General features: G+C 62.9%; 12 protein-coding genes. 3 read left to right on the forward strand and 9 right to left on the reverse strand.

The window, feature by feature from the left end:
* Positions 1-39: 39 nt before the first annotated feature.
* Entirely contained in the window at positions 40-381 is a 342-nt protein-coding gene (locus FJ959_RS08135; RefSeq protein WP_140629425.1) for a DUF2147 domain-containing protein, read from the reverse strand.
* A gap of 445 nt (positions 382-826) precedes the next feature.
* Here FJ959_RS08135 and FJ959_RS08140 point away from each other — a divergent pair, with 445 nt between their 5' ends.
* Together FJ959_RS08140 and FJ959_RS08145 are read left to right on the forward strand one after the other, a co-directional pair.
* Positions 827-1093, forward strand: coding sequence for a sel1 repeat family protein (locus FJ959_RS08140; RefSeq protein WP_010915070.1), 267 nt, complete (start codon positions 827-829; stop codon positions 1091-1093).
* 399 nt (positions 1094-1492) lie between these two features.
* Positions 1493-2614, forward strand: a complete 1122-nt coding sequence (locus FJ959_RS08145) for a branched-chain amino acid ABC transporter substrate-binding protein (RefSeq protein WP_140494645.1) — start codon at positions 1493-1495, stop codon at positions 2612-2614.
* A 153-nt stretch (positions 2615-2767) separates the two neighbouring features.
* Here FJ959_RS08145 and FJ959_RS08150 read toward each other — a convergent pair whose 3' ends face one another.
* The 6 genes from FJ959_RS08150 to FJ959_RS08175 form a co-directional block, all read right to left on the reverse strand.
* The gene (locus tag FJ959_RS08150; RefSeq protein WP_140520703.1) at positions 2768-4729 is read right to left on the reverse strand and encodes an acetyl/propionyl/methylcrotonyl-CoA carboxylase subunit alpha; all 1962 of its coding nucleotides are present in this window, start codon (positions 4727-4729) and stop codon (positions 2768-2770) included.
* Entirely contained in the window at positions 4711-5274 is a 564-nt protein-coding gene (locus FJ959_RS08155) for an O-acetyl-ADP-ribose deacetylase (protein ID WP_140517990.1), read from the reverse strand. The genes FJ959_RS08150 and FJ959_RS08155 overlap by 19 nt, the downstream gene beginning before the upstream one ends.
* Before the next feature lies 1 nt (position 5275).
* Positions 5276-6883 (reverse strand): carboxyl transferase domain-containing protein, encoded by a 1608-nt coding sequence (locus FJ959_RS08160; protein ID WP_140517991.1) that lies wholly within the window; start codon positions 6881-6883, stop codon positions 5276-5278.
* A 1-nt stretch (position 6884) separates the two neighbouring features.
* Positions 6885-8048, reverse strand: a complete 1164-nt coding sequence (locus tag FJ959_RS08165) for an isovaleryl-CoA dehydrogenase (protein WP_140555818.1) — start codon at positions 8046-8048, stop codon at positions 6885-6887.
* Positions 8049-8114: 66 nt separating this feature from the next.
* On the reverse strand, positions 8115-8765 hold the full coding sequence (locus FJ959_RS08170; protein WP_140567723.1) for a TetR/AcrR family transcriptional regulator: 651 nt from the start codon (positions 8763-8765) through the stop codon (positions 8115-8117).
* 69 nt (positions 8766-8834) lie between these two features.
* Complete coding sequence (locus FJ959_RS08175) at positions 8835-9119, reverse strand: acylphosphatase (protein WP_140494632.1); 285 nt, start codon at positions 9117-9119, stop codon at positions 8835-8837.
* A gap of 166 nt (positions 9120-9285) precedes the next feature.
* Between FJ959_RS08175 and FJ959_RS08180 the strand changes: the two genes are divergently transcribed.
* Positions 9286-10290: a bifunctional helix-turn-helix transcriptional regulator/GNAT family N-acetyltransferase gene (locus FJ959_RS08180; protein WP_140520698.1), complete on the forward strand. Its 1005-nt coding sequence runs from the start codon at positions 9286-9288 to the stop codon at positions 10288-10290.
* Positions 10291-10326: 36 nt separating this feature from the next.
* Here FJ959_RS08180 and FJ959_RS08185 read toward each other — a convergent pair whose 3' ends face one another.
* Together FJ959_RS08185 and FJ959_RS08190 are read right to left on the reverse strand one after the other, a co-directional pair.
* The gene (locus FJ959_RS08185) at positions 10327-11439 is read right to left on the reverse strand and encodes a pyridoxal phosphate-dependent aminotransferase (protein ID WP_140629427.1); all 1113 of its coding nucleotides are present in this window, start codon (positions 11437-11439) and stop codon (positions 10327-10329) included.
* A gap of 213 nt (positions 11440-11652) precedes the next feature.
* Positions 11653-12704 (reverse strand): porin (locus FJ959_RS08190; protein WP_140629429.1); only part of this gene is annotated, 1052 nt, incomplete at its 5' end.

Consider the following 12704-nt stretch of genomic DNA (forward strand, 5'->3'; position numbering starts at 1 on the left):
AGCATTTCTGTTTTACGTTGTCGTACTGCCCCTGCAGAGTTACTGTCTAGTCCAGGTCTGGCTCTTGCAGATCAGCCCGCCGAGCACGCAACCGCTCATTTTCAGCGAGGTGCCCGACAGTGTCGCCTTGCCGGAATAGGTCTTGTCGTTTGCCGGGTCGGTTATGCTGCCGGCGTATTTGTTGTCGCCGGACGCCTTGAGCGAACCGATGGTCTTGCCGGCATATTTGCCAGACTTCAGCGTGATGGAAAATGAACCGGAGCCCCCGATGGCCGCGGTATCGCCGGCCTGCGTCTTCCAGTTTCCCTCGATCGGATCGGCCCAGGCCACACCGGTCAGGATCAAAGTGGCCGCCAGGGCCAGGCTTGGTTTTCGAAACATCTTTCCTCCCTTGGATACCCGGCAGGAGGCTCCGCCTCGCCGGTCTGCCGCTTACGCAAACGTAAGCTAATCCAGCTCCCCGCAAAACAAAAGCGGTGCCGCAGCGGAAGCTTTGGCAATTCAGAAGCGCCGACGGAAGCAATGTCGGCAGGGAAATGAATGCATGCATGCGCGGCGTTTGTTTCGCGTGGTTAGCGGAGTGTTGATTCCGCTCGCGAAAATTTTCGTCAAATTTGGCGCTATCCGGCTGAATCGCTGGCTTTGTATCCTTAACGAATTTCCACGTTTACCTATTGTTTTAGCTTTGTTTTCCTCAAATTAAGCACGCCATTTAACGACGGATTCAAGCCTGCGCGGCATTCTCGAAAGCATCGAAAGAGCAGCCCGGGCAGACAAACGGAGGCAGCTCTCGGGAGCCAGACAGGGCCGGAAGAGAGGATTGAAAATGGCACGTTTTGAAATGCTTGAAGCAGGCTTCGGCGCCATGGGGGCAACTGCCCAGGCCGACATTCTTTTCGAACTGGGGATGATGTATGCGACGGGCCGCGATTGCGAGACCGATGTCGTCGCCGCCCACAAATGGTTCAACATCGCCGCGATCAAGGGTTCGGCCCGCGCTGCGGAATTGCGTTCGGAACTGTCGGCTGCGATGTCGAAGGTCGAGATCGCCAAGGCGCTGCGCGAAGCCCGCGAATGGATGACGATGCACTGAATTTAGAGATAAGGCAGGGCGGCCTTCTGGTCCGCCAGGCAAGGACAAGGCCGCGGTAAGACGGCCACGCGACAAAACCAAGAACGCGGCACGCCCTACAGGGCCAGCGGCGCGGCGGCCATGATCCGATGTTCGGTAGGATCAGGGCCAGCAGGAAGACAGGGAAGGCGAGTTGGGTTCGAGTGCGGGGGCGCTTGAGGAACAGCTCGACAGGCAAAGCCGCGACCGGCCGGAACAAGGCCGGCGCGGCTTTTGCCTTTTTGCTCCAGAGATGCTTCGCAGGCCTAATCGAGCGCCGCCAATGCGCCTAGACAGGCCACACGAAGGATGAAATTGTCCCGCCTCTCTGGAAGAAGCGTGGCCGGGGCGGCCGCGCGTGAGTGGAGGAGTCATACCGCAATGAAAAAATTGAGTATTTTGAACGCGGCCATTTTCGGCCTGATGATGAGCGCGCCGGTCGCCTATGCCGACGACATCACCTTTTCGGTGGTCGGTCCGATGACCGGACAGCTCGCCACCATTGGCGATCAGTTCAAGCAGGGCGCGCAGGCTGCCGCCGACGCGATCAATGCCGCCGGCGGTGTCGACGGTCGCCAGATCAAGCTCGATATCGAGGATGACCAGTGCGACCCGAAGCAGGCGGTTTCGGTCGCCAACCGTATCGTCGCCAATGGCGTCAAGTTCATCGACGGCCACGCTTGCTCGGGTTCGAGCATTCCGGCTTCCGCCGTCTATGCCGAAGCCGGTGCCCTGATGATGAGCCCGGCCTCCTCGAACCCGGTGCTGACCGACGCCGCAGCGAAGGCCGGCTGGCCGACGATCATGCGCCTCTATACGCGTGACGATGCGCAGGGTGCCTTCATCGGCCCCTGGATCGCGAAGAAGTATGCCGGCAAGAACGTCGTCATCCTGCATGACAAGAGTGCCTACGGTCAGGGCGTTGCCGATGCGGTCAAGGCCACGATGAATGCCGGCGGCCTGAAGGAAGTGGACTATGAAGGCATCAATGCCGGCGAAAAGGACTATTCGGCGCTCGTCACCAAGCTCAAGGACCTCAAGGCCGACGTTGTCTATTTCGGCGGTTACCACCCGGAGGCTGGCCTGATCCTGCGCCAGTCGGCGGAACAGGGCATCAAGTTCCAGCTGATCATGCCGGATTCGATAGCCTCGCCGGAATTCTGGCAGGTTGCCGGCCCGGCCGGCGAAGGGACCATGTTCGTCTTCCCGTCGGATCCTCAGGCAAAGCCGGAAGCCAAGGCAGCCGTCGAGAAGATCAAAGCCGGCGGTTTCGTGCCGGAAGGCTTCACGCTATTCTCCTACGCCACGATCCAGGCCTTTGCGGAAGGCATCAAGCGTGCCGGCAGCGATGATCCGGCCAAGGTCGCCGAGGCGCTGAAGAACGGGCAGCCAATCAGCACGGTTGTCGGCAATGTCACCTTCGACGAGAAGGGCGACCTCAAGAACGCCAGCTACGACATCAACCAGTGGCACGACGGCAAGTATGCGCCGATCCAGCCGTAATCGCTGCCTATATCGATGAAATGGCCGGGCTCGTCCCGGCCATTTCATTTCTGCCTGTGTGTCTTGCCATGGACATATAACGGCGGTCGACATTCTACGGCGCCTCTCTCTGTCCGGCAGGACAGGGACGCTTGGCATCCGGCAGCGAGGCTGTCAGCCTTGCATATCCTCGAACCGCACCAGCACAGTGCCGTCGGTAACCTGCGCGCCCTCGGTGGCGATCTCGGCGATCACACCATCATGCGGCGCGGCGATGGTGTGCTCCATCTTCATCGCCTCGAGAATAAGCAGCGGTTGCCCCTTCATCACCGTATCGCCCTTTGTCGCCCGCACAAGCTTGACCAGTCCCGGCATCGGCGCGCGCAAACTGCCTGACGCCGCCGCCGCATCATCGCCTCTGGCCAACGGGTCCGGCACCGCGAACGTATAGCCGGCCGCGCCTTCGAATATCGTGATGTGGCCTGGCCAGCGGGCGAGGCGAGGAACGGCGCGAAGGTCATGCGAATTGGCGCTGTCATAGGGTGCATGGAGCGTCACCTGGGAACGCCGGTCTGGTCGTACCGAAACCCTTGCCAGAATATCGTCCTCGCCAAACTTCAGCCGGATCTGTCGTGCCATGCCATGGAAATGCGTGTAGCCGGCAAGCGACGACCATGGATCGTCCGATGCCGGCAGCGCGCCCGCCCCGGAGGCCGCTATGGCCGCGGCCGCGACCGTTTCGCCGCTCGGCGGCGCAATCTCGGTCAGCGCCTGCTGGTGGCGGCCTATCAGGCCGGTATCGACGTCGCCCGCCGAAAAGTCCGGATCGGTCACCAGCGCGGCGAGGAAGGCGGTATTGACGATCGAACCGGCGACTTCGGTTCGCGCAAGCGCCGCGCCGAGTGCCTCCAGCGCAGCCGGCCTGTCCCCGCCATGCACCACCAGCTTGGCGATCATCGGATCATAATAGGGAGAAATGGCGTCGCCGGCCCGCACCCCGGTTTCGACACGCATGGCGGCCCCTTGGGGAACCATGTCGGGAAATTTCAGATGATGCAGCGTGCCGGTCGCAGGCAGAAACTCCCTTGCGGCATCCTCGGCATAGAGGCGCGCCTCGAAGGCGTGGCCGGCTAGCTTTATCTCGCCTTGCGTTTTCGGCAGCTTCTCGCCGGATGCGACCCGCAACTGCCATTCTACCAGATCAGTGCCGGTGACCATCTCGGTGACCGGGTGCTCGACCTGCAACCTCGTGTTCATCTCCATGAACCAGAAGCGGTCAGGCGTCAGGCCTTGCGAGGCATCGACGATGAATTCGATGGTGCCGGCACCGCAGTAGCTGATCGCCTTGGCGGCCTTCACCGCCGCCTCGGTCATCGCCTTGCGTAACGCCTCGGTCATGCCGGGGGCGGGGGCTTCCTCGATAACCTTCTGATGGCGTCGCTGCGCCGAGCAGTCGCGTTCGAACAGATGGACGGCATTGCCGAAATTGTCGCCGAAAACCTGCACCTCGATGTGGCGCGGTTTGTCGATATATTTTTCCACCAGTACACGGTCGTCGCCAAAAGCGGATTTCGCCTCGCGTCGTGCGCTGGACAGCGCTTCGGAGAACTCATCGGGGTGCTCGACCCGGCGCATTCCCTTGCCGCCGCCGCCGGCCCGCGCCTTGATCAGCACGGGGTAGCCGATTTCGCGTGCCTTGGAGGCCAGGATCACGATCTCCTGCGCCTCGCCATGGTAGCCCGGCACGACGGGCACGCCGGCCTTTTCCATCAGCCGTTTGGCGGCATCCTTCAGCCCCATGGCGCGGATAGAGGCCGCCGACGGGCCGATGAAGGTGAGCCCCGCGGCCGCCACCTGGTCGACGAAATCAGGATTTTCCGACAGGAAGCCATAGCCGGGATGAACGGCTTGCGAGCCTGTCGCCAAGGCGGCCGCGACGATCTTGTCGCCGCGCAGATAGCTGTCGCTGACAGGCGAGGCACCGATATGTACCGCCTCGTCGGCCATCTCGACATGCAGGGATTTCGCATCGGCATCGGAATAGACGGCAACCGTGCGCACCCCCATCCTGCGCGCCGTGCGGATCACCCGGCATGCGATCTCGCCTCGGTTGGCGATCAGGATCTTTGTGAACATGAAACCTCCGTAGACTGCGTTCGCCTCGAGGAAGCAACGGCCTCACGGTATAGTTCGGCCATTTGTTCGTCGAAGCAGCAGAAGATGACGGTCTGCGGCGTCGTATTTCCGCTCAAGAAGCTATTTACGGCGCCGACTGCAATTGCTGCCGCCTCATCCCTCGGATAGCGGTAGATGCCCGTCGAGATCGCCGGAAAGGCGACCGAGCGGCATTCCTTCTCGGCGGCGATTTCGAGCGAACGCCGATAGCAGGAGGCGAGCAACTCCGCCTCGCCCTTGCCGCCGCCCTGCCAGACTGGACCGACCGTATGGATGACGTAGCGGGCCGGCAGCCGATAGCCCTTGGTCAACTTTGCATCGCCGGTCTTGCAGCCGTTGAGCGTGCGGCATTCGGCGAGGAGTTCCGGCCCCGCCGCCCGGTGAATGGCGCCGTCGACCCCGCCGCCGCCGAGCAGCGAGGAATTGGCCGCGTTGACAATGGCGTCGACATCCAACTTGGTGATGTCGCCGACGTTAATGCGGATCCTGTCCTGCACCTCGCCCATTTCACATCCTGAACACGCCGAAGCGCGTTTCCTCGATCTCCGCGTTGAGCGCGGCCGAGAGGCTGAGCGCCAGCACCTCGCGCGTCTTGGCCGGATCGATGATGCCGTCGTCCCATAGCCTTGCGGAGGAATAGAGCGGGTGGCCTTCATGCTCGTATTTCATCAGGATCGGCTTCCTGAACTTCGCTTCTTCCTCAGCGCTCCATTCGCCGCCCTTGCGCTCGATACCCTCGCGCTTGACCATGGCCAGCACCGTCGCCGCCTGCTCGCCGCCCATCACCGAAATGCGGGCGTTCGGCCACATCCACAGGAAGCGGGGCGAGTAGGCGCGCCCGCACATGCCGTAGTTGCCGGCGCCGAACGAGCCGCCGATGATCACGGTGACCTTGGGCACGCGGGCGGTGGCGACTGCCATCACCAGCTTGGCGCCGTCCTTGGCGATGCCGCCTGCCTCATATTTGCGCCCCACCATGAAGCCGGTGATGTTCTGCAGGAACACCAGTGGAATCTTGCGTTGGCAGCACAGTTCGATGAAATGCGCGCCCTTCAGCGCGCTTTCGGAAAACAGCACGCCATTGTTGGCGATGATGCCGACCGGCATGCCGTGGAGATGGGCAAAGCCGGTGACGAGCGTGGTGCCGTAATTCTGCTTGAACTCATCGAACTCCGAACCGTCGACGAGGCGCGCGATCACCTCGCGCACGTCATAGGGCTGGCGCAGATCCGTCGGCACGATGCCGTAGATCTCATCTGCCGGATGAAGCGGCGGAATCGGTTTCTGGACGGCAAGGCTTACGGTCTTGTTCCGATTGAGGTTCTTGATGATGCGCCGGCAGATGGCCAGCGCATGCTCGTCGTCGAGCGCGTAGTGGTCGGCGACGCCGGAGAGCCGTGTATGGACGTCGGCGCCGCCGAGATCCTCGGCGCTGACGTCCTCGCCGGTGGCGGCCTTCACCAGCGGGGGACCGCCGAGGAAGATGGTCGCCTGGTTGCGCACCATGATCGTCTCGTCCGACATTGCCGGCACATAGGCGCCGCCCGCCGTGCACGAACCCATGACGCAGGCGATCTGCGGGATGCCTGAGGCGGACATGTTGGCCTGGTTGTAGAATATGCGCCCGAAATGCTCGCGGTCGGGAAACACCTCGTCCTGGTTGGGCAGGTTGGCGCCGCCGCTGTCGACCAGGTAGACGCAAGGCAGATTGTTCTGCAGCGCGATCTCCTGCGCGCGCAGATGCTTCTTCACCGTCAGCGGGTAATAGGTGCCGCCCTTCACCGTGGCGTCATTGACGACGACCATCACTTCCGTGCCTTCGACGCGCCCGATACCGGCGATGATGCCGGCGGAGGGAATGTCCTCGCCATACATCGACCATGCGGCGAACTGGCCGATCTCGAGAAAGGGCGACCCGGTGTCGAGCAATTGCGCCAGCCGCTCGCGCGGCAGCAGCTTGCCGCGCGCGACGTGTCGCTCGCGCGCCTCTTCCGAGCCACCGCGCTCGACGCTCGCGGCCTTTTCGGCGATATCGCCGACCAGCGCCCGCATGCGTTCGGCATTGGTGTGGAAGGTATCGGAGGAAGGGGAGATCTGGGTCCGGAGGACGGCCATGCTATACCCCCTCCGCCATGATCTCGCGGCCGATCAGCCATCGCCGGATTTCGCTGGTGCCGGCACCGATTTCGTAGAGCTTGGCGTCGCGTAGCAGCCGGCCGGTCGGATAGTCGTTGATGTATCCGTTGCCACCCAGAAGCTGGAGTGCGTCAAGCGTCATCTGCGTTGCTTTTTCGGCGGCAAACAGAATGCAGCCTGCGGCGTCCTTGCGGGTGGTCTGGCCGCGGTCGCAGGCGGCGGCGACCGCGTAGACATAGGCGCGCGCGGCGTTCATCGTCGTGTACATGTCGGCGAGCTTGCCTTGCACCAACTGGAATTCCCCGATCGCCTGGCCGAACTGCTTGCGCTCATGCACATAGGGCACCGCGACGTCGAGACACGCGGCCATCAGGCCGATCGGGCCACCGGCCAGCACCGTGCGCTCATAGTCGAGACCAGACATCAGCACCTCGACGCCACACCCTTCCTCGTGCAGCACGTTGTCGAACGGCACCTCCACATTATCGAAAACCAGTTCGCCGGTGTTGGAGCCGCGCATGCCGAGCTTGTCGAGCTTTTGCGCGACCGAAAATCCGGCAAAGGCCTTTTCGACGATGAAGGCGGTGATACCGCGGGCATGGCGCTCCGGATCGGTCTTGGCATAGACCACCAGCGTCTCGGCGTCCGGGCCGTTGGTGATCCACATCTTGGTGCCGTTGAGCACGTACCGGTCGTTGCGCTTTTCGGCGCGCAGCCTGAGCGAGACGACGTCGGAGCCGGCGCCGGGCTCCGACATGGCCAGCGCGCCGACGCGCTCGCCCGAGCAAAGCGGCGGCAGGAATTTCTCCTTCTGCGCCGGCGTTGCCCAGCGGTTGATCTGGTTGACGCAGAGATTGGAGTGGGCGCCGTAGGACAGGCCGACCGAGGCCGAGGCCCTTGATATCTCCTCAACGGCGATCACGTGCGCGAGATAGCCCATGCCACTGCCGCCGAACTCCGGATCGGCGGTGATGCCGAGGAGGCCGAGATTGCCGAGTTCCGCCCACAGATGCGCCGGGAATTCGTTCGAGCGGTCGATTTCCGCCGCGATCGGCGCGATCCTGTCCTGGGCGAAGCGCCGCACCAGCTCGCGCAATGCCTCGACATCCTCGTCATGCCCGAAGCTGAGCGTGTTCGTGTACATCCGGTTCCTCCTGCCGCATGACCCCCGAAAATCGACTTGGATTTTCGGAAAAGATCATGCGCGAAACTAAAATCCCACGGCGTCGTTTGCGCGTCCAAACGGATGTGCGGCGCTGTAGGTGTCGATCGTCGCGCCGACGAGCCGCATCGTCATCGAAAGATATGTCGCTGTGACTTCTGCGATCGACAGCCGCTCGCCCGGCCGGAACCAGACGATGACACCGGTCATCATCTGGATCAGCGCCATGGCGGTGAGGCCGGTGTCTTCGACGACGAACACGCCTGCCTCGGCGCCGTCACGCAGAATGGCGCGCAGTTCCTTCTCATAGGCCGTGCGCATCCGCAGTATCTGGGTCAGTCTTTCGGGCGACAGGCTGCGCAGCTCCATGTTCGAAACATGCGTCGCATGGCGGCGGGCGATGTGGAAGGCGATGTGGTTCTCGACATAGGCCGAAAGCCGGCTTGCCGGATCGGCATCGGCGGGCCGTGCGGCGTTCCAGGCTGCGATCAGCTCTTCCATATGCTCGCGCATCAGCGTGAACAGCAAATCCTCCTTGGTCGGGAAATAGCGATAAAGCGCGGCTGCCTGCACGCCTACTTCGGATGCCAGCTGGCGCATCGACATCGCCTCATAGCCGAGCCGCGCGATCAGGTTGACCGCCGCCTCGCGGGCTGCCGCCTCGGTCTTCCCGCCATCGGATCCTGTCGTGCGCGCCAAAAGAGCCTCCCTTGTTGCGGATTAATAAAACGAACGTTCAATTAATTCAAGAGGTATGCCGAAGCCGCATCAGGCATCGATCCGGAAGCCGGTAACAGGATTGCTGGATACCGCATCCTCGACGTCAACCCCGGAAACGGACGCTCCCGGCGGTCCTTTCCAAAGCCGGCCGATCATGGTCGAGACGGCTTCGCCTGTGCCGGCAATCTCAGCGGTCACCGAGCCATCCGCTTCATTGCGCACCCAGCCCGCAAGCCCAAGGCTGGCGGCCTGGCTTCGGACCCAGATCCTGTAGCCGACGCCTTGCACCTTGCCGTGGGCCCGCACACGCACTGCCTTGCGATCGTCAGCCATTGCGTCTCTCCCGAGGCTCGTCTGCTGGAATCTGGCGCAGGCGACGGGGAATGCAACAGGCCGGTCGAACGAGGATGGAGGGGGCCCGAGTCGAACTCGAATTTAATTGACTCAGTCCACTAAATTTCTAACACTGTGGCTATCATCACCCAAGGGCTGAACGCAGATGCTGGACCAACGCAGTGCTTTGGTGGCCGATATCAGGCACTTCAACCGTTTCTACACCCGCACTGTCGGCCTTCTCGACGAGACCTTGACGCAGAGCCCGTTCACGCTCACCGAGGCGCGCGTCCTGTTCGAGCTTGGTCATCGGGATCGCCCGGCGGCGGCGGAAATCGCCGGCGAGCGAGGCTTCCTTTCGGAGACATTCGACATCGATGTCGGCCCGGCCGCCTCCGACATCGCCAGGCAACTGCGTCTCGACGCGGCCTATCTGACGCGGATCCTGCGAAAATTCGCCGGCGAAGGCCTGACCGAGACCCGGACCGATCCGGTCGACCGGCGAAGGCGTATCCTGTCGCTGACGGCAAGGGGGCGGGACGCCCTTGCCGGTCTGCAGGCCGCGGCGGACCGCGACACTTCCCGGCTTATCGAGAACCTGCCCGACCACCGCTTGGCCGAACTCGGCGACGCCTTGCGCAAGGCAGCGGAGCTGCTGGGCGATCCGGCGGCTGAAGGCCAGGCGGCGCCCCCCGTCGTGACGTTGCGTCCGCATCGCGTCGGCGACATTGGCTGGGTGGTTCAGCGTCAGGCCCAGCTCTATGCCGAGGAATATGGCTGGAGCATCGAGTTCGAAGCCTTGGTTGCCGAAATCGGAGCCGACTTCATCCGCAATTTCAAGCCAGGGCGCGATTTCTGCTGGATCGCCGAACGCGCCGGCCTCCCGCTTGGCGCGGTGTTTCTGGTTCACCAGGACGACGAGGTCGCGAAACTGCGGCTGCTGCATGTCGAGGCTGCGGCGCGCGGGTTGGGCATCGGCAAGCGCCTGGTTGCGGAATGCGTGAACCAGGCGCGCGCCTGCGGCTACATCAAGCTCGTTCTGTGGACGAATGACATTCTGGTCGCCGCCCGCGCGATTTATGAGCGCGCCGGGTTCAGACTGGTTTCACAGGAGCGCCATCACAGTTTCGGCAAGGAACTCACCGGCCAGAACTGGGAGCTCGATCTCTAACCGGCCGGCAAGTGTCGCCGCGATGGCAACGCTCGTTTAGTTTCCACGGGCGGCGGCCAGTGCGCCGGGCAGTTCCTCGGCAAAAATGTCAAGCTCGTGGTCCAGTCCGACGCTGACGCGGATGCAACGATCGAGCCCCGGCGCCATCGGCTTGCGGATGAAGACGTCGCGCGACAACAGGCCTTGCAGGATCTTCAGCGCGAAAGCGCCGTCGCGGCAGCAATCGATGGTGACGAAATTGGTCGCCGACGGCAGGGGCGTCAGCCCGTTCTGTTCGGCTATCTGCGCGATGCGCCGGCGCCCTGCCGCCACCCGCGCCACCACTGAATCCAGATAATCCTGGTCGGCGAGCGCCTCGACGCCCGCCACCTGCGCCATGCGGCTGACGCCGTAGTGGTTGCGGATCTTCTCGAAATCGCTGATCACCTGGGCCTCGGCGACCGCATAGCCGCAGCGTATGCCGGCAAGCCCGTAAGCTTTCGAAAAGGTGCGCATGCGGATGACGTTCGGCCGCGAGACGTCGATGGGCGGCAGTGCGGAGGCCGGCCCCAATTCTCCATAGGCTTCATCGAGCACGAGCATGGTGGTTTCCGGCAGCGCTTCGATGAAGCGCGTCAGCTCGGCCGCTTCCCACCAGCTCCCCATGGGGTTGTCCGGATTGGACAGATAGACCAGCGGCGCTTTCTCCCTGGCGGCCGCAGCCAGCAGCCCCTCCAAATCCTCGTGGTCGTTCGCGTAGGGCACGGTGACAAGCCGCCCGCCGACACCGGCAATGTGGAAGTTGAAGGTGGGATAGGCGCCGAGCGAGGTTACCACCGCATCACCGGGCGCCACATACATGCGCGCCACCAGGCCGAGCAGGCCATCGATGCCTTCCCCGACAACGACGTTCTCGACCTTCAGATCATGATGCGCGGCCGCGGCCACCTTCAGGTCGTGATTGTCCGGATCGCAATACATCCACATGTCGGCGGCGATCTCGGCCATGCGGGCGATGACGCGCGGCGACGGCCCGAAGCTGCTCTCATTGGCGCCGATGCGGGCGCGGAATGCACGCCCGCGGTCGCGCTCCTGCGCTTCGGGGCCGACAAACGGCACGGTCGACGGAAGCGCTGCAACGAGCGGCATAAGGGGAGGGCGCAGACGCATGGCAAAAGCTCGCGTGAGGGAAGGGGCTTCTTGCTAGCGCGGTCAGTAGGCGGGTGCAAGTTGCGCGCAATGAGCAATCGTTGCCGCCCGCCTGATCCAAACACCTGATGCATCCCAAAGCAATCATCGTCCGCTGCGGAATCGCGCAGTCGAAACCCCCAATGAAAAACCCGGCGGTTGCCCGCCGGGTTTCGATATTCGAAGCGATAGCTGTTAGAACGAGCGCTGGAAGCGGAGCATACCGCCGACGCTGTTCTTCTTATCGGCAGGCGTAAACGATGGGTTGATGAAGCCAGCATCGTCAAACCGGCCGGCATGGAGGTAGTCGACTTCGGCCGTGACGGTGAAGCCGGGAACGACGTCATAAGCAACGTTCGCCGCAACGCCGACGTTCTTCCAGTCGTCAGCAGACACCTGAAGGTTGAACGAGGTCTTCTCGTTGAACTTGTAGGTGCCGCCGCCCCAGACTGCCCAGTTGCCGCCCCACGCCTTGTAGAAGCCGCGACCATGGGCTTCGACAAAATTGCCGGCATCGTCGTTGAGGTTGTCATCGGTGCCGTAGCCGCCCATGATGAACAGCGACAGTGCGTCGCTGACATTGACGTCCAAGCGAACCTTGCCGGCAACTTCCTCGTAATTGCTGTCATAAGCGACGACGCCGGTGATGGCGCCCCAGCCCTGCGTGTACTTCACGCCGCCGACGACATGCGGAACATAGCTGTCGATCGTGTCGGTACCGGTGCCTTCTTCGAGCGAGACCACGGCCGAGAAGCCGTTGCCGGCATCGAAGTAGTACTGGACGACGTTGGTGTCGAAGTCACCATAAGGAACCAGCGTATCCTGGATGACGTTGCCGGCGTAGCCGACGAACGTATCGAAGGCCGATTCGTCCTTACCGACGCGCAGGCCACCGAGCTGGATCCAGGCGAAGTTCAGCGAGACGTCCCGGTTGTGGGCGGCGTTGATCGGCTCGTCGAAGGCATTGTCGTCGCCGAAGTTGAAGCGGGTCTCGGTATAGGTTTTCAACGTGCCGAGCTCGGTTTCCTGGCCGGTCCAGGTCTTCAGCGTGAAGCGCGTGTTCTTGTAGTAGGTGTTGTGGTCGTCGCCATCCTGGTGATCGGCAGCCTTCGCACCGTCGAACGAGCCGGTGTCGCCCACGCCGATGTCGTAACGGACATAGCCGCCGACGCGCAGGCAGGTCTCGGTGCCGGGGATGTAGAAGTAGCCAGCGCCGTAGACGTCGCAAATCTTGACGTATTCAGCGG

The organism is Mesorhizobium sp. B2-2-4, assembly GCF_006442375.1.
GTDB lineage: Bacteria > Pseudomonadota > Alphaproteobacteria > Rhizobiales > Rhizobiaceae > Mesorhizobium.